A 17,510-nucleotide genomic window follows, 5' to 3' on the forward strand; every position below is an offset into this window, starting at 1 on the left:
CAGGCAAAGGATAAAAGATTTAAACCGTCACTGGGCGTTGAGGAAGAGTAGGTGAATAATATGAGATACGAAGATTCGATGAAAGGTGTAGCTGCTCAGATAATCAAAGAACAGCTGAGAGCCAGTAAAATTAAAAACAATCCAGAAGAGTTCCATTGGCATGATGAATATGCAACGTTGAATTTCTTTCGGTTTATCTGCAAAAATATCGGTAACTTGGGAAATGGAGAAATTGAAAAAATGGTCACACGCTTGAAAAGCATAGATCAGAAAGCAGTGGAAAACCATGTGAATGGTGCTGTCTGGGCATTTGATTATGATAAGATGTTCTGTGTATTGATGGAAAATGAAATTTGCCGAAAGGTGTGTGAAAAGAATAAATATAATAGTTGGATGAAGCTGATTGGACAGTATTGTATCTCAATGGCTTAAAGATAAAGAAAGGGGCTGTAAAAAAACTCCCCTGACAGAAAAATCGCCCAGACCGTGAGGTCTGAGCGATTTTTTGGTATAATTAATTATGCTACTAAATAACAATACCAATGGTAATTATACTATGCGTCAGCTGAAATTACCATTAGAAATCGAAAAATTGATCGATATTTCCGATCCGGTATACACTTTTTGTGAGGTTATGGATCACATTGACCTATCCAGATATTTTGTAGAGAAAGGCTATAAAACAGGTCGCCCAAGATGTGATGCTCAAAAACTCATTAAAGTAATACTTTTTGCCTTTATGGAAAACGGCATCTGCTCCTTACGAGAAATAGAAAAGCTCTGCCGTAATGACATTCGTTACATGTATCTTCTTGATGGCATGAAAACACCTTCTTTTGCTACATTTGGAAACTTAATCCGAAACGAACTAACCGATTCTATCGAGCAGATATTTGAAGACATTAATTCATATATTTTTGCCAAAGATCACGTGGATCTGCAGCATACATACATTGACGGGACAAAAATTGAGGCAAATGCCAATCGATATACCTGGGTATGGAAAAAATCGTGTGTGAAAAACCGGCAGAAAGTCTTTGACAAGATTTCACTCTTGATTGATGCTATGAATCTGGAAGTACTTGGATATCTCGGAATAAAATTTGAAAAGCGTGAAGCGTACGCGGTTGACTATGTCTCTGAATTACTTACGATGTACAAAGAAACAACTGGACTGGATGAAACTTCTTTCGTTTCCGGACGTGGTCATAGAAAAAGCATTCAACAAAAACAATACGAAGAATTGCATGAATATCTGGAACGTTTGAAATCCTATGCATATCATATCGAGACCTGTGGAGAAGAAAGAAACAGTTATTCCAAAACAGATCATGATGCAACTTTCATGCGTTTAAAGCGTGATTACATGGGAAACGATCAGCTACTTCCGGCATACAACCTACAGGCAGCCATCTGTGATGAATACATAGCTGTAATCGACGTAAAACCATATGCATCCGATATGGAATGCTTTGTGCCTTTGATGGAAAAATTCAATCGCACATATGGTCACTATCCGAAATATCCGGTTGCTGATGCCGGATACGGTTCTTACAATAATTATCTTTATTGTGAAGAACACGGCATGGAAAAATACATGAAATTTACCATGTACAAAAAAGAAACGACGGACAAAAAGTATCATGAGAATCCGTATCGTGCTGTAAACTTTGCAAAAGATGCAGATGGAAATCTCTTATGCCCAAACGGTCGAAAATTCCTCTTCAAGAGAACACAGCATGTGAAATATAATAAATATGGAAGAACGGAAGAATTATACGAATGTGAATCTTGTGAAGGGTGTCAGCATAAACAAGAATGTTGTCCGAGAGCACACAAAAACCGAACGATCCGAATGAATCAGGAATTAACTGCTATCCATCAGGAAGTGCTGCAAAATCTTGAATCCATACATGGTGCTCTCTTGAGAATGAACCGAAGTATTCAATCGGAGGGAACTTTTGGTGTATAAAAGTGGGATAAAGCGTATAAAAGATTATTGCGAAGAGGCGAGAAAAATGTAATTCTCGAGCTTACACTGATTTCATGTGGATTCAATCTTTATAAATATCACAACAAAAAGCAACGACAGACGAAAGTTGCATAAAACTTAAGCGGGCGTGATTAGCCGAGCTTTATTAAATGCACCATTTTTTATACCCAAAGATGCAGACTTGCTTAGAAATAGAAAAGTTAATAAAAAGAAACGCCAAAACCGACATTTGCCGGAATTGGCGTTTCTTATATTAGGGACTTATTTTACAGCCCCTTTTCTCATTCAGTATTCAATCACCAGTGTTTCCTCCCGTCCATCCGGGAACGTGTAAACAAACTTTGCTGCTGTATCTTTGCAAGCCCAAAAGAACAGATCGTTGCACTCCATGTCCAGCTCCACATTACCCTGGAAAGTGTCGGTCAATTGTATGGTCTGAAAACAAGGAAATCGCTCCGTATTGGTGCGGGAAAGCTGTTGCCGTAAAATCTCATACATCCCTTTCTTTGTAACAGGATTTTCTAAAATGTAGCGATAGCGGAACCGTTCATTGCTAAAGCGGTTGCTATTGATTACCCGAAGCAGATAGTCGGTAAACTTTGGTGGCATGATGCTCTCAATACTTACCACAACTTTTCGCTCCGGGCTGTTATGGATTTGAGTAATCAGGGAAGAAAGCACCTGCGGAGATAAGATGATAAAATCCATTTCTCCCTTGATAATTAGCGTGTACTCTTTCATTTCAGGCCCCTTTTTCATACGGCCAGTGTAACCGACACTGGCCGTATATCAGAACACATCAATCAGTTGCCCGCAGCCTTTCCACAATACTTTGCTTCTCCAAATTCTTAAAGCAGATATAGGGAATCACGATTGCAAATACAATCAAGATCGGCGTACAGATTACCAGCGGCAACAGCGTGAAATGGAATGTGGAATAGCCTCCGGCTACCAATGCTCGAACAATGACACCTACTGTTAATGAACCCAACACATAGGAAGCAAGCAAAGTCATACCTGCATAATAAAGTCCTTCAAACATGAGCATTTTCCGTAGTTGTCGTTTTGTCATTCCGATACTTTGAATCATTGCAAATTCTCGTTTTCTTGTGATAATGGCTGTTACCATACTGTTTATAAAGTTTAGGACACCAACAAGTGCAATAATAATGCTGACTGCATATCCCATAACAGCAGCAGCACGGGTTTCTGCTTCGTATTGCTCTATCATGGTTTGTCGAGAAACCACATTCATGCCAACCGAGCTGCCTTGTTGATAATCTTTCAATAGTGAGTAGGCTTCGCCCATATTTTCATCTGCAATATTGAAATAATATTTTCTAAGATGGTTCTCCGGCCATAGTTCTTGAAAGGTATCTGCCGGTAGTACAAGCGGTAAATCAAAGACAGGGTGGGTGCCATCTACCATTGGTTGCAATGGTATTAACACAGCCATAACCTCAAACTCCCTGTCTGATATTTTGATTTTTTCCCCAACAGAATAGGTTGGAATATCGTTTCCGGCTTCAATCGCCGGGCCGATTGCCAGACAATAATTACCCGATGCAAATTTATCTGCATCATAAGTGCCAGATAAAAGGTAATTGTCGTTGGTGGCTGCCTCCAATATAATTCCGTCTGCACCATAGACCGTATAGTTACCGCTTTCGCCCGCCAGCGCAAGATCAAACCCCTCTTTCCATGCAGGGAAAGTTGGGTCATAGGACGCAAACTCTGCCAGCCGTTCCTCGGTATAATATGTTTTCAGGTTGTTTCGCGTCTGTTCATTTATCGTAAAGTTTACTTGTCTTGAATATAACCGTCCTGTTTGTTCAACGGTTCCCAAAGCCTCAATATCAGAAAGCAGTTCATCATTGATCGTCTGGCTCGCCGGATCATATCCGCTGGAAATATTGTTGGTCGCATCATCTATTTCATAATCAGCCACGGTCAGATCCATCAGGTATTTTTCCACATCAAAGCTGGCGTTTTTTGCATAGAAGAAACTCATTAGCACAAGGCCCAGCGTAAGAGAACAGATTACCATAACTGTCCGTTTTCGGTTACGCCACAAATTTGCCAATGCCATTTCATAGAGTGAAGCTCCACCTTTTGATTTTTTAGCTTTCTTTTTATAGTTTGGGTCAGCATCCGTATAGCGCAATGCCTCCATGGGTGACACTTTTCCAGCCAAACGAGCAGGAAGCATACAGGATATAACTACTGTGATATAAGAAAACAGAGCTGAACCAATAAAGATAACGGGATTTGCTGAAACATCAGGCTTTATGTCCGTAGTTGTAATGAGAGCTGGAACCAGTACAATTCCTAAAAGATAACCAACAATCAAACCTGCTGGAATAGCGATCAAGGATAATCGGTTGCCTTGGCCATAAATCAGTTTTTTAATTTGCTTTTTTGTCATGCCCAGCGTTTTCAATTTTCCATAAAATTGAATATCCGAAGCTACGGAAATTTGGAACACATTAAAAATAATCAAAAAACCTGCCAGAAAGACCAATACCATCCCACCATACATTGGCAGGTTTTCTATAAAAATACTATGCTGTATTTCAGAGGTATAAGTCATATTTGTGCTAAACTCGATCCCAGACAGATTACATTCTTCAAGAACGGATGTGGTCTTAGCGTCAATGTTTTTACTGTCAGAAAAAGATATTCCCATCATACGCAGACCGCAAATCTGTCCGTCAGCCGGAGTAGAAACATGATTGCAGGCGTCCAAAGCAAAGTCCTCGCTGACCCACGCCATACTCGCATAGACAGAAAGATTACCCTCCCACCAGCCACAAAGGGTAAATGTACTGGTTGTGATGTCAGGCGAAGTTATATCTTTTCTCCATTCCAAAGTTACAGTCTGCCCCAATTCCAGCGGCAGCCCTAAACGCTCTATGGTTAAGGTATCCAGTGCGATTTCATCCGCCTTTTCGGGCATTTTTCCGGTAGTAGGATACGCAAAATCATCTTTTGCATATTGGTTATTGGCATAGCGGATTTCTACCTGCCGTCCGGTAAGTTGTTTGTTTTCAGCAAGTCCAACCACAATCGACTTTCCATAGGTTACTACATCGGGATGACTTGCAATCTGTTCAATTTCTGCGTCCGTAATGTATTTCGTCGTTGCATGGGCGCTTGTTCCGGCCTGTCGAAGATACATTTCTTCCATATTCTGTCCCATGCTCTGCGCCAAAGTAAAAAGAGTGGTAAACATCATGGTCGTCAAAAGGATTGCCAGTACCGCAACCAGATTTCGTCCTTTATTTCTCCTGAAACTTCGGCTTGTCAGAGTATGAATCACAGTTTTTTGTTCTTTCATGGTATCACCGCCTTACTCTGCGATCCTGCCATCTTCAATACGGATGGTACGATCTGCCTGTGCTGCAATTTCCGGGTTATGGGTAATCATTACAATGGTCTGATGGAATTTCTGGCTGGTAACTTTCAAAAGTTCGATCACTTCATCACTGGTCTTGCTGTCCAGATTGCCGGTCGGCTCGTCGGCAAGGATAATCGCGGGTTTGCTGGCTAACGCTCTGGCAATGGCGACGCGCTGCTGCTGACCGCCGGAAAGCGTGTTGGGCATATTATAGAGCTTCTTTTCCAGTCCCAGTAAAGCCACAATTTCTTTGATGAAGTTTTCGTCCGGCTTTTTCCCGTCGAGCTGAATGGGCATAACGATATTCTCATACACATTCAAAATAGGAACCAGATTATAGTTCTGAAAGACAAAACCGATCCGCTGGCGGCGGAACACAGTCAAGTCCTCGTCTTTCAGCTTGCCCAGCTCGTAATTATCTACCCTGACAGCGCCAGAAGTGGGGCGGTCTAATCCCCCCAGCATATTCAGCAGGGTTGACTTGCCGCTGCCGGATGTGCCGATGATGGCAACAAACTCGCCCGGCTCAATGGAAATGCTCACGCCGTCCAGCGCCTTAACAATATTCGGCGCGGTGCCGTATTGCTTTGTCAGTTGTTTGGTGCTTAAAATACTCATGTTCTATAACCTCTCTTTGCTTTATTGTGTTTTATCTTCATTATATTCGGGCAAAAGAAAGGCACAATGGAAAATGCGTAAACTAACATCTACAACGAAAAAACTAAGTCTGCACAAAAAAGAAACGCCGCTTCGTGAAGAAGCGGCGTTAATCTGTTAAGGAATCGGGATCAGGATTTTCAAAAGGTAAGTTCCATCCTCCTGACGGAAACTGCACTGTCCGTCATATTTTTCAACGGCTTTTTTGATATTGGGAATCCCAAAGCCATGTACGAAACGGTCTTTCTTTGTGGTTTCCTCGGCTGGCTGTGTTCCCTGTAAGGTGTTGTTTTCCACCGTGATAATCAGCATATCCCGAACACGCTCGGCCTTGACCGTAATCAATCGTCGATCTTCCGGCAGCGGTTCGCTGGCCTCCATCGCGTTATCAATGGCATTGCCGAAAATGGTACTGATGTCCAACGGCTCCATGAAGTCAATCCCATTAAAGTCTACCATTGCGGAAAAATCAATCTGCTTTTCACGGGCTTTTGCCGCTTTATCCTTAAGAATGATGTCAAGAAACTCGTTTCCTGTATGCACATAGTCCTCATAGTCTGCAATTTGAGAGCGGAGCGTTTCGGCCATCTGCCGGGTTTCTGCTGTATTCTGCCTGCTTTCCATGACAAGCAGGTGATTTTTCAGGTCGTGGTAGATGGAGCGTACCCGTTCTTCATCTTTCATCTTATCCTGATAATAGGCATATTGCTGTTGGAGCTGTGCAATTTGTATCTTGTCCTGCTGCTCCTGCTCTCGGAGATAGATGATATTTTTAACATACAGAAAAATCGTTATAAAGATAAAGGGCATAACTGTTATGAAAACATATAGCACGGAATCTCCCGCTTTATTCATATTCAAATGCTGGAAAGCATTAAACACAAACGGCAAAAACGCTACAACAAAAATACCTGTAAGCGGTAAGAAATCTTTCGGGCTGATTCGATAACGAAATTTTCTGCATATTATGTAGATAACAAAAAATGATACAATCCGAATAGACAATGTAATCACATAAATTTCCCAACGAAGCAGCGAAATCCCGTCTACTAAAACAAACATCTGATCCTGATAAATCCAGTGAGCTATCAGCATACCAATACTTTCCGATAGCATCGTAGTTGCAATATAATTCAGTTCTTCAGCAACAGCACATTGATAGATAGAATCTCTATAACAAACTTTCAAAAGGACAAGATAAATCGTAAGAAGAAAAGGCGCTTTGAGTGCGCCAAGTTCAGAAAACCATGTCAATGTATACGCACACAAAAAACTTATACCTGTTATAAGCCATCTATTTACAGAAGCACGATACCGTGGTTCTTTGCAAAAACAAATACTGAATAAATACAGTCCCAAAGATTCTGTCAGCGTTGCTGTTATGTCGAGCACTTGATATAACCACATTACAGCATATCCCCCCAATAGTCCGTCAGCCGTTCCATAAATTCTTTCCGTTTCGGCTGGCTGATGGGAATGATCTCGCCTGTAATCAATTCAATGTCCAGCTTCTTGATGCCTTTCACATAGAACAGATTGACAATGTAGCTGGCATGGCAGCGCACAAAGTCTTTGTCGCAAAGCTCCCGTTCCACTTCTTTCATGCTCTTATAGCAGATAATATTTTCCTGCTCGGTATGGAACATCAGATTGCGGTTATATGTTTCAACATATCGAATTGATTTTAGCGGCACCTTATATTTGCCGGTATCGTTGGTAATCACCAGAGAGGGGGTATCTTCTTTCTGGCTGCGCTCCACGAATTTGTCCATTTCTGATTTGAGCCGGGCATATTTCATGGGCTTAATGATGTAGTTCGTCGCATGGTATTTATATCCCTCAAGCCCATACTGTGTAAGAGTAGTGAGAAAAATAATGCCCACGGTTTCGTCCATTTGCCGGATACGCTCGGCAGCATGAAGTCCGTCCACCACCTTCATTTGAATATCAAGGAAAATCAGGTCTATGGTTGGATCGTATTTTTCAATCAGCTCAATACCGTCATAGTACGGGGTAATCTTTATGTCCCGTCCTGTTTCCTTGCTGTATTGGTTCAGTAAATCGGTCAAATACTGAACAAAGTCTTTTTCATCATCACAAATTGCTATATGCAGCACTGTATCACCTGCTTTCGTTATACCGTCTGTCCTTTGGCTTCTCTGCCTCCTTGGGGATCAGCCAGGCACCGGCCATTTTGACAGCACCGGGGATGCGTCCATCGGTGCAGTAATAATTTATCTGTCGGGACGAAACGCCCCATTTTTCGCTTGCCTCTTTGAGCGTCATGTAGTCCATATTCGCACCTCCGACAACATTTCTTATTATATTTCATCAGCTCGAAGAACGCAAGGCAGGAAATGTGAATAGATGTTGAATACGCTGCTATCGAAGAAGGATTTCTTTGATAGCTTTTTTTAATTCATCACTTGACATTGTGGCAAAGATCTGCAAGCCTTTTTCTATTTTAATGGAAATACTTAAAATAAGGGAGTAATATAACCCATCTGTATCGCTTTTGTAACAGCTTCAACAGATGAAGTAACAGATAATTTCTCATAAATATGCTGTAAATGATTGGACAAAGTTCGTTCACTTATGTATAACTCTTTTGCAATTTCTTTTCTTTTTTTACCACAACTTATTAAAGTCAAAATTTTTTTCTCTGTATTAGTTAATTCTTCAATAATAGGAATATTATTATCAGATGGGAAACAAATATATCCTTGATGTACCTTAAGCAAAGCTTCAAACAGTTTATCAGGGCTAATATTTTTATTGAGAAAGCCACTAATTTTTAATTTTTGGGCTTCATACTTATATACTGGTAAATCATAACCAGTCAAAATTACAAGTTTGAGAGCTGGCAAATCTTTTATCAAATTACCAGCAATAGTTAAACCATCACTATCTGTTAGTTTTCCGAGATTTATATCCATTAAGACAATGTCTATATTTTTTTGCATTATAGTTTCTTCTAAAGATGGAATTTCTTGTGTTGTATAAAAATTTTCTATTTCCTTATATTCTTCAAATGCAATCGCCAAACTTTTTGCAAAAAGAGTATGGTCGTCAACTAATAAAATATTGATAAGAATTACCTCCATTCATTACAATTTCAATTTCAATGCGGAAACCTTGTGGGAAATTATTCGATAAAGCAAATGACCCACCTAATTTTTCTACTTGTTCTCTAATTGAAGAAAGACCTTTATGTTTTGTATTTTTTCCCATTCCTAATGTGTTGGTTGACATGGTTGGTGTTCCGTTATCGCAAACAGTAAGTTTTAGTAGTTTTCTTTCTACGGATAATATTATCCATGCACGTTTTCCATTGGAATGCTTATATACATTTGTCAATAATTCTTTTATCCATCTGTATATAAGTATATTATAGGGTTCTGCTATAAATAAATCGTCTGAACATTCAAAAGAAATTTTAATAGTTTTGCTTGGGAAGATTTCAGCTATTCCCTCAATTAAGTTGTTGAGATTTTCTTTATATGTCAAAGATTTCAAAATTATAGGATGGTAATCCTGCATTTGATTTCTAATGTGAACATTTAGGTTGTCTAAGGTATCATAAATAATACTTTGAACTTCTGGTCGATTACTTTTCCCTATCATGTTTTTTACAGACAATAAGTCCTGTAATACTTCATCATGTAAAAAAGTAGCAAAATCATTTTTTAATTTTTCTTCATTTCTTAACTGGTTTAATGCAAATACATATTTGCTGTTCCGAACCATTATACTACTTTCATTTTTCAGATTTTCTCCTAAAAATATATTGATTAAAAAAATCAAGGTAAACAATACATTTATCAGAATTATAAAATACGTAACTGGCAACTGTAAAATTGATGTAGACGTATAAAGTAATAATGTGCTAATCAAAATAAAGGATAATATCTGTTTTACTGAAAATATGCTAGTTAGAGGAATGCCAGTATTTTCTTTTAGTGCTATTCCATGAACACTCATAGAAAAAATAAATACAGTAAGATACATTCCAAAATTTCCAATATGGTCATCTAAATTTATTGTTGCTATATAATAAATTCCAAATAGCAATATGGTAAATACTATGGAAAAGGATATTATTTTCCACTCCTCTTTCAAAACAGACAAAACTCTTTTTCTATGATAAATGATAAGAAAAAAGAAACATAATACACTTCCTATAAACTGTATTCCAAACATTCCTGCGTATATCTGGTTAGAAAAGAACACGCTCAATAATGTTGCTATACAAAATCCTTGTAAAACAAAGTCTGTCGCCTTTTTATACTTATATTTATAACCTTGAAAAAGAAATAAAAAACTAAATTTAATTGAAAGCGAAATAATAATAGGGCTTAAAAAAAGAAATAACCATTCTATTTCAGCGATAAAATTGGAAGAAGAAATAAGATACCAGCTATCTATTACTAACAGTCCTCCAAAGAGATTTAGAATTTTATTATTTCTAAGATTGCATGAAATAATATAGGTAATATCCGTTAAAAAAACAGTAGCAAGTAATAGTGGAATAACACTATTAACTGTAGATGTTGTCTGACTTATATTTATGAAGCACATAAGTATAATTGCTAAGATATGATTGAAAAAAAACAGCAATTTTATTATCAATTTCTTCAAGGCATATCACTCCTCATGTCATATTTTTCAATTATTATAGCAGATTACAAAGACTTAGAAAAGCCAGTCAAACGGTGAATAACACCGATCTAACTGACTTTGCAGGTATTCTTTACTTTAGTGCTACCTTGTAGCAGGCTCTAACTGTCAAGAAATAATAAATACTGTAAATCATAATTGTCAAAACAATAGCAATAACAACGGGTACATATTGGCTTAATGAATTTCCTAATATATTCTGCATAAGACCTGCCTTATATATCATAGTAGCAAATATACAATCTAGTAACCCTAATAAAAAAGGAATACTGAAAAATGTAAGTATCTGTTTTTTGATTATTTTCTTTATATGGTTTCGTGTATAGCCTAATTTTCCTAGTATTTCATAGTCTGCCTTTGAGTCCATCACAGATGAAACATTGTTGAAATATAGAATACTTCCTACCGCAATAAAAAATAAAATGACAAGGAAACCAATCAAAAGGAACGTCGAACTGTTTAAATAAAGAAGTTCATTTATTCTGTGCGAATTTCCTTGTAAATAAGGACTATCATTTAAGTAATCAGATAAAGCGACGTATAAATTTTCATTATTTTTGATTGAATTTCCATTCAAGCTAACAATAGTAGAAAACGGTTGTTCTGCACTTGCTATATCCAGGTATAGATTATCACTTACGATTAAAGTACCAATACTGTTTGCAAAAGAAATTGCATTATTTAATGAAACATCTTTTACAGTTACACATTTTTCTAGTCCGCTAATGTTTAATGTATATTGATTACCCATTTCTTTCATATTACTACTTGGTTGATATTTCATCAAAATTACTTCATCGTCATTTAGCGGAGTAAGTTCTTGTAATACTTCTTTTTTCCCTTGGGCTTCTAATAAATCTTTATATTGCGAAAATGAAATACATTCAAATCCTTCTTCACGTATTGCGTTCTCCGTGTTCTCTTTGTCGTTAGACGCTCCTAAAGAATATTCTACTGGTAAACTATCAGATGAAGCTGTTACTTTATAAATATCTGTTATAAGTAACGAGGTGCCATTTTCATCAGATGAATGATCACGAATTAGTTTTTTAATATCTTTCATTTGCAGATTGTTTTCCAGCTTGAATTCTATTTCTGACGGAGCAATTCTTTCAACAGAGGCAATCGGATAATAAAGCGTTAATGCCATAACCGCAGATATTGTCAAAGTTCCAGCAGATAATAGTGTGAGCATGATTAGTGTTTTGGCATTTGAACGAATACGATATATAAAATTGGGAGTAGTAATTATTTTTATATTTGTATAAAACTTTGTTTTCTTGGATTTACTTATTTGTACTATAAACGGCAGAAAAGAAGCTATAAAAAGTACCGTTCCAATTACAACAAGAAACATAGTTACTAACCCCATTTGATAAAATCCTATGGTTATCCATAATGACTGTGTACCAGAAAGAATATTCAATGCAAGAAAATATCCGCCTAACATCATAGCAAATCCTAAGATTGCAGGGATTTTATGAAACTTCATTTTCTTTTCTGCACTTTTTTCATAACGTACTAAATTCATTAAAGATGTCTTATATAAAAATCTACTGTTTGAAATTACCAGTATAAGTATTACTACAAATACAAATACAGCAGATTTTATGATTGCGTTTAAATTAAAAAGTTGAATTTCAGAATTATCAATTCCTAAATTTAGTAATTTGCTAATTAGAAACACAATTCCTTTATGGGCAAATGCACCGAAAATAATACCTATAAGAGAAGCACTAAGGCATACCAATATATTTTCAAAAGATAATAAAGAAAGGATTGTTACTTTTCGATACCCCATTAAAGCATAAATCCCTAATTCTTTCGTTCTTCTTCGTAAAAAGAAACGGTTAGAGTAAGTCATATAAAATAACACGAATATCATTAGAAATACGGAAATAACTTTACACATCATTTCTACCCGCCCGTCCGTTGATATTTTTTCAAGCATAACTGTATTAACGGAAAAAGATGTAAAAGCAAAAAATACTGTGATAACAAATGCGACAGAAATTAAGTAAAGAGAATAGAATGAGAAATTCTTCTTTAAATTTCTAATCGCCATAAAAAAAGTAGTCATTCTTTCTCCTCCTATCTGTTGGTATCTAATTTTGAAACTTCTTCTACAATTTGTTCATAAAAGATTTGTCTGTGTTCATTATTTTTTTTCAGTTCTTGAATGATTTGTCCGTCTTTGAAAATTAAAATGCGGTTTGCGAAACTTGCAGCATAAGGGTCATGTGTAACCATTAAAATAGTTGTGTTCAACTCGCTGTTGGCTTCGGATAGAGCATGTAATAATTCGGTTGCTGAATTTGAGTCCAACGCTCCTGTTGGTTCATCAGCAAATAAAATGCTCGGGTTCTTTACGATAGCCCTAGCCGCAGAAGCACGTTGTCTTTGCCCACCAGACAATTCATTTGGATATTTCCCTAATTGTGAAGCTATCCCAAACCTTTCAGCTAAACTTTTGATTTTGTTTTCAATTTTCTTCGGCGATAGTTTCTGTAAAGTTAATGGTACTGCGATATTCTCTTGTATCGTTAAACTGTCTAACAAGAAATATTCTTGAAATATAAACCCTAGATTATCTCTACGAAAATCTGCTGATTGGGTATCATTAAGAGATTTTAAATTTACACCATTGATATATACTTCTCCGCTTGTTGCTTTATCAATAGTAGAAAGTACGTTAAGTAGAGTTGTTTTCCCAGAGCCAGATGCCCCCATAATCCCAATAAATTCTCCCTCAGCTACATCAAAGGAAACTTTGGATAAACTAGGTTTTTGTCCTTTGGAATAAATCTTTGTTATTTTTTTTACTTTTAATACTGTACGCATAGTAATCTCTCCTTTCATTTACCGTACAATCAAAATTATAAACAAAATAGAATAAATGACATGAGTAAAAAACGCATTATTTTTGCGTAATTTACTCATGTTCAAAATTTAAAAAAGATATATGCTTTAGATAATCGAGGAGGTAAGATATTATGAAATCCCTATTACTTTTAGAAGATGATATAACCTATCGTAATACATTAAGTGAAATTTTAGGAAAAACATACATTGTGTATCAAGCAGATACTATTTCAGAAGCTGTAAATATACTTTCTATGGAAAATATAGACTATATTTGCTCTGATTATCATTTGCCAGATGGGAAAGGAACACAAATATTAGAACATTTGAGAAATAACAATAGCACTATTCCTACAATTATTATGAGTGCGAATATTACAAATAATATAGAATGGGAAGTAAGAAAGTTTGGTGCAGTTGATGTTATAGAAAAGACATCATGGGATTTTTTGGATTTACTAAAAACCAATTTTCCAATTTCTTCATAACCTCTTTACATTTAAATACTTTATAGCTTTAAAAGTTCGTACAAGTGTATCTTTTGTGCGGACTTTTTTTGTGCTTTTTTGAAAATCTTGGTAGTTTGTCACCTCTTTGGGTAGTTAGGGTGCGGAAAGGGGGGGCTGTAAAAAAACTCCCCTGACAGAAAAATCGCCCAGACCGTGAGGTCTGAGCGATTTTTTGGTATAATTAATTATGCTACTAAATAACAATACCAATGGTAATTATACTATGCGTCAGCTGAAATTACCATTAGAAATCGAAAAATTGATCGATATTTCCGATCCGGTATACACTTTTTGTGAGGTTATGGATCACATTGACCTATCCAGATATTTTGTAGAGAAAGGCTATAAAACAGGTCGCCCAAGATGTGATGCTCAAAAACTCATTAAAGTAATACTTTTTGCCTTTATGGAAAACGGCATCTGCTCCTTACGAGAAATAGAAAAGCTCTGCCGTAATGACATTCGTTACATGTATCTTCTTGATGGCATGAAAACACCTTCTTTTGCTACATTTGGAAACTTAATCCGAAACGAACTAACCGATTCTATCGAGCAGATATTTGAAGACATTAATTCATATATTTTTGCCAAAGATCACGTGGATCTGCAGCATACATACATTGACGGGACAAAAATTGAGGCAAATGCCAATCGATATACCTGGGTATGGAAAAAATCGTGTGTGAAAAACCGGCAGAAAGTCTTTGACAAGATTTCACTCTTGATTGATGCTATGAATCTGGAAGTACTTGGATATCTCGGAATAAAATTTGAAAAGCGTGAAGCGTACGCGGTTGACTATGTCTCTGAATTACTTACGATGTACAAAGAAACAACTGGACTGGATGAAACTTCTTTCGTTTCCGGACGTGGTCATAGAAAAAGCATTCAACAAAAACAATACGAAGAATTGCATGAATATCTGGAACGTTTGAAATCCTATGCATATCATATCGAGACCTGTGGAGAAGAAAGAAACAGTTATTCCAAAACAGATCATGATGCAACTTTCATGCGTTTAAAGCGTGATTACATGGGAAACGATCAGCTACTTCCGGCATACAACCTACAGGCAGCCATCTGTGATGAATACATAGCTGTAATCGACGTAAAACCATATGCATCCGATATGGAATGCTTTGTGCCTTTGATGGAAAAATTCAATCGCACATATGGTCACTATCCGAAATATCCGGTTGCTGATGCCGGATACGGTTCTTACAATAATTATCTTTATTGTGAAGAACACGGCATGGAAAAATACATGAAATTTACCATGTACAAAAAAGAAACGACGGACAAAAAGTATCATGAGAATCCGTATCGTGCTGTAAACTTTGCAAAAGATGCAGATGGAAATCTCTTATGCCCAAACGGTCGAAAATTCCTCTTCAAGAGAACACAGCATGTGAAATATAATAAATATGGAAGAACGGAAGAATTATACGAATGTGAATCTTGTGAAGGGTGTCAGCATAAACAAGAATGTTGTCCGAGAGCACACAAAAACCGAACGATCCGAATGAATCAGGAATTAACTGCTATCCATCAGGAAGTGCTGCAAAATCTTGAATCCATACATGGTGCTCTCTTGAGAATGAACCGAAGTATTCAATCGGAGGGAACTTTTGGTGTATAAAAGTGGGATAAAGCGTATAAAAGATTATTGCGAAGAGGCGAGAAAAATGTAATTCTCGAGCTTACACTGATTTCATGTGGATTCAATCTTTATAAATATCACAACAAAAAGCAACGACAGACGAAAGTTGCATAAAACTTAAGCGGGCGTGATTAGCCGAGCTTTATTAAATGCACCATTTTTTATACCCAAAGATGCAGACTTGCTTAGAAATAGAAAAGTTAATACAAAGAAACGCCAAAACCGACATTGCCGGAATTGGCGTTTCTTATATTAGGGACTTATTTTACAGCCCCTTTGTCTTTGATGAATAAAGGTCAATTTTTTATTTAACTATTCTCACTATTATTTGATTCAGTGATTTTTTTCTTCTTTGGAGAAACCAGTTTGTGACCGGAATAAATGGACATGCCCATACAAAGCAATGAAGAATAGGCAAAGTATTTATGTGCAGTCATAGATTTTTTGATTCCAGAATAAATGCATCCCAACATACAGAAAAGTGCGCCTAAGGACCAGTATTTATGTGATTTCATGATTTGATACCTCCTTTGATTTAACTGATTCAATCATAACGCTTTTTTACGAAAATGCAAAGAAAAACTTTGAATATAGTTCTGTAGAATTAGAACTTGGCTTTGCGATTCTGTATATTTAAGATATCCACAAGTATACTAAATTCAGAACGATTATTCGTTCTGGAGGAGGTGTTACGATGGATTTGAAAGCAGTAGGACAGCGAATCAAATCAGCACGAGAAGCAAAAAATCTCACGCAAGAGGAACTGGCTGCATTAGTAAATTTAAGTCCAACGCATGTGAGTGTAATAGAGAGAGGCTTGAAAGTTACAAAATTGGATACCTTTGTTGCAATTGCAAATGCATTAGATGTTTCAGCAGATACTCTTTTGATTGATGTTGTGGCACATTCAGTTACAGGTGTTACCAATGAGCTGACAGAAAAAATTGAAAAACTTCCGATCAAAGAGCAGAAAAAAATCATCAAAGTAATTCACACATTATTGGAAGAGTGATATGACAAACTGGGAAGAGCGAGTAGCTCTTCTTTTTTTGACCTTTTATTCAGCTTTAAGTTGTAAAGTGTCTTTTCATGATAATAGAAATATGCTAAATTAGTTCTATAGAACAAGGTATAATTCTACTTATATATTGGAGGAAAATGAATGAGAGAGAAAACTATTTATGAGAAGATTGCAGAAAAGTACAACACAACACCAGAAGAGGTACGCAGAGAAATGCAGATAGCCATAGATGCAGGATTTGATAATCCCGATCCGGCTGTGCAGAAAGAATGGAAGAAAATGACACTTAAAGGAGACAGACCCACACCGGAAGAAGTAATCAATTACGCAGTAAAAAAACTAAAAGGAGAATAAAAATAAAAATATGAAGAAAAAGATAATTGCATTGATTTCAGGAGCAGTGATCTTGATAATTGCTGCAGGAAGTATTTATGGAAAATCTGAATCTGGTCATAAGGAAGGCGAACCGGATGTAGTTGGAACATTTTCCGTAAATCGAGATGAAAATATTACAGTGGTTGCTAACCGGGGACATATCGGGGATAAAGAAACTTTTGCAAGAGAACTTTTGCAGATGTACAAGGATGATTCATTTTATTCGACAAAATTCTCCACAGACAGGGGATATGCGACGAGTCTTGATATGAACATCTATTTATGGAAAGAGGATATTGAAGATGGGGAATCGGTAATGACAGCCGAATATAGACCTGTAGAATACGGAAAGGACTATG

The 17,510-nt window shown here is 36.8% G+C and carries 16 protein-coding genes and 2 pseudogenes; 7 read left to right on the forward strand and 11 right to left on the reverse strand.

Annotated features, from left to right (window positions below):
- Nucleotides 1-60 precede the first annotated feature (60 nt).
- Nucleotides 61-432, forward strand: coding sequence for a hypothetical protein (locus LJE11_RS16690; protein ID WP_055059686.1), 372 nt, complete (start codon nt 61-63; stop codon nt 430-432).
- Between the two features lie 88 nt (nt 433-520).
- Nucleotides 521-2,107 (forward strand): annotated as a pseudogene (locus LJE11_RS16695) (transposase).
- Between the two features lie 171 nt (nt 2,108-2,278).
- On the opposite strand, the gene LJE11_RS16700 reads toward LJE11_RS16695, so the two are convergent.
- From LJE11_RS16700 to LJE11_RS16745, 10 genes are all read right to left on the reverse strand, one after another.
- Nucleotides 2,279-2,734 carry a hypothetical protein gene (locus LJE11_RS16700; RefSeq protein ID WP_009901261.1) on the reverse strand — a complete coding sequence of 152 codons (456 nt, stop codon included), beginning with the start codon at nt 2,732-2,734 and terminating at the stop codon, nt 2,279-2,281.
- Nucleotides 2,735-2,792: 58 nt separating this feature from the next.
- The gene (locus LJE11_RS16705) at nt 2,793-5,330 is read right to left on the reverse strand and encodes an ABC transporter permease (RefSeq protein ID WP_227296259.1); all 2,538 of its coding nucleotides are present in this window, start codon (nt 5,328-5,330) and stop codon (nt 2,793-2,795) included.
- Between the two features lie 12 nt (nt 5,331-5,342).
- Nucleotides 5,343-6,008, reverse strand: coding sequence for an ABC transporter ATP-binding protein (locus LJE11_RS16710; RefSeq protein WP_227296261.1), 666 nt, complete (start codon nt 6,006-6,008; stop codon nt 5,343-5,345).
- A gap of 156 nt (nt 6,009-6,164) precedes the next feature.
- The gene (locus LJE11_RS16715) at nt 6,165-7,316 is read right to left on the reverse strand and encodes an ATP-binding protein (RefSeq protein WP_227296262.1); all 1,152 of its coding nucleotides are present in this window, start codon (nt 7,314-7,316) and stop codon (nt 6,165-6,167) included.
- A 137-nt stretch (nt 7,317-7,453) separates the two neighbouring features.
- Nucleotides 7,454-8,164, reverse strand: a complete 711-nt coding sequence (locus tag LJE11_RS16720; RefSeq protein WP_227296264.1) for a LytR/AlgR family response regulator transcription factor — start codon at nt 8,162-8,164, stop codon at nt 7,454-7,456.
- A gap of 4 nt (nt 8,165-8,168) precedes the next feature.
- A complete protein-coding gene (locus LJE11_RS16725) occupies nt 8,169-8,342 on the reverse strand; it encodes a helix-turn-helix domain-containing protein (RefSeq protein WP_227296266.1) in 174 nt (57 codons plus the stop codon).
- 182 nt (nt 8,343-8,524) lie between these two features.
- Nucleotides 8,525-9,151, reverse strand: coding sequence for a response regulator transcription factor (locus tag LJE11_RS16730; protein WP_227296267.1), 627 nt, complete (start codon nt 9,149-9,151; stop codon nt 8,525-8,527).
- Nucleotides 9,117-10,685: an ATP-binding protein gene (locus LJE11_RS16735; RefSeq protein ID WP_227296269.1), complete on the reverse strand. Its 1,569-nt coding sequence runs from the start codon at nt 10,683-10,685 to the stop codon at nt 9,117-9,119. The genes LJE11_RS16730 and LJE11_RS16735 overlap by 35 nt, the downstream gene beginning before the upstream one ends.
- A gap of 112 nt (nt 10,686-10,797) precedes the next feature.
- Nucleotides 10,798-12,804 (reverse strand): ABC transporter permease, encoded by a 2,007-nt coding sequence (locus LJE11_RS16740; RefSeq protein ID WP_227296270.1) that lies wholly within the window; start codon nt 12,802-12,804, stop codon nt 10,798-10,800.
- A gap of 11 nt (nt 12,805-12,815) precedes the next feature.
- Nucleotides 12,816-13,565: an ABC transporter ATP-binding protein gene (locus tag LJE11_RS16745; RefSeq protein ID WP_227296272.1), complete on the reverse strand. Its 750-nt coding sequence runs from the start codon at nt 13,563-13,565 to the stop codon at nt 12,816-12,818.
- A gap of 152 nt (nt 13,566-13,717) precedes the next feature.
- Here LJE11_RS16745 and LJE11_RS16750 point away from each other — a divergent pair, with 152 nt between their 5' ends.
- Both LJE11_RS16750 and LJE11_RS16755 read left to right on the forward strand, forming a co-directional pair.
- Nucleotides 13,718-14,074: a response regulator gene (locus tag LJE11_RS16750; RefSeq protein ID WP_227296274.1), complete on the forward strand. Its 357-nt coding sequence runs from the start codon at nt 13,718-13,720 to the stop codon at nt 14,072-14,074.
- Nucleotides 14,075-14,282: 208 nt separating this feature from the next.
- Nucleotides 14,283-15,869, forward strand: a pseudogene (locus LJE11_RS16755) (transposase).
- Between the two features lie 194 nt (nt 15,870-16,063).
- Here LJE11_RS16755 and LJE11_RS16760 read toward each other — a convergent pair.
- On the reverse strand, nt 16,064-16,270 hold the full coding sequence (locus LJE11_RS16760; protein WP_008688150.1) for a DUF6219 family protein: 207 nt from the start codon (nt 16,268-16,270) through the stop codon (nt 16,064-16,066).
- Between the two features lie 179 nt (nt 16,271-16,449).
- On the opposite strand from LJE11_RS16760, the gene LJE11_RS16765 reads away from it, so the two are divergent.
- The 3 genes from LJE11_RS16765 to LJE11_RS16775 all read left to right on the forward strand — a co-directional run.
- Entirely contained in the window at nt 16,450-16,767 is a 318-nt protein-coding gene (locus tag LJE11_RS16765; protein ID WP_008688152.1) for a helix-turn-helix domain-containing protein, read from the forward strand.
- A gap of 150 nt (nt 16,768-16,917) precedes the next feature.
- Entirely contained in the window at nt 16,918-17,130 is a 213-nt protein-coding gene (locus LJE11_RS16770; protein ID WP_227296276.1) for a sporulation initiation factor Spo0A C-terminal domain-containing protein, read from the forward strand.
- Between the two features lie 10 nt (nt 17,131-17,140).
- Nucleotides 17,141-17,510, forward strand: a 370-nt coding sequence (locus LJE11_RS16775; protein WP_227296277.1) for a hypothetical protein, incomplete at its 3' end; no start/stop codon positions are given.

Origin of the sequence: Blautia sp. DFI.1.216, from assembly GCF_020594215.1 — a bacterium.
Taxonomy (GTDB): Bacteria; Bacillota; Clostridia; order Lachnospirales; family Lachnospiraceae; genus Blautia_A; species Blautia_A wexlerae.

Excerpts from the sequence above, each read along its gene's own strand:
- LJE11_RS16690 (WP_055059686.1), top strand. The coding sequence starts at position 61 with ATGAGATACGAAGATTCGATGAAAGGTGTAGCTGCTCAGATAATCAAA.
- LJE11_RS16700 (WP_009901261.1), bottom strand. The coding sequence starts at position 2,734 with ATGAAAGAGTACACGCTAATTATCAAGGGAGAAATGGATTTTATCATC.
- LJE11_RS16705 (WP_227296259.1), bottom strand. The coding sequence starts at position 5,330 with ATGAAAGAACAAAAAACTGTGATTCATACTCTGACAAGCCGAAGTTTC.
- LJE11_RS16710 (WP_227296261.1), bottom strand. The coding sequence starts at position 6,008 with ATGAGTATTTTAAGCACCAAACAACTGACAAAGCAATACGGCACCGCG.
- LJE11_RS16725 (WP_227296266.1), bottom strand. The coding sequence starts at position 8,342 with ATGGACTACATGACGCTCAAAGAGGCAAGCGAAAAATGGGGCGTTTCG.
- LJE11_RS16730 (WP_227296267.1), bottom strand. The coding sequence starts at position 9,151 with ATGGAGGTAATTCTTATCAATATTTTATTAGTTGACGACCATACTCTT.
- LJE11_RS16740 (WP_227296270.1), bottom strand. The coding sequence starts at position 12,804 with ATGACTACTTTTTTTATGGCGATTAGAAATTTAAAGAAGAATTTCTCA.
- LJE11_RS16745 (WP_227296272.1), bottom strand. The coding sequence starts at position 13,565 with ATGCGTACAGTATTAAAAGTAAAAAAAATAACAAAGATTTATTCCAAA.
- LJE11_RS16750 (WP_227296274.1), top strand. The coding sequence starts at position 13,718 with ATGAAATCCCTATTACTTTTAGAAGATGATATAACCTATCGTAATACA.
- LJE11_RS16760 (WP_008688150.1), bottom strand. The coding sequence starts at position 16,270 with ATGAAATCACATAAATACTGGTCCTTAGGCGCACTTTTCTGTATGTTG.
- LJE11_RS16765 (WP_008688152.1), top strand. The coding sequence starts at position 16,450 with ATGGATTTGAAAGCAGTAGGACAGCGAATCAAATCAGCACGAGAAGCA.
- LJE11_RS16770 (WP_227296276.1), top strand. The coding sequence starts at position 16,918 with ATGAGAGAGAAAACTATTTATGAGAAGATTGCAGAAAAGTACAACACA.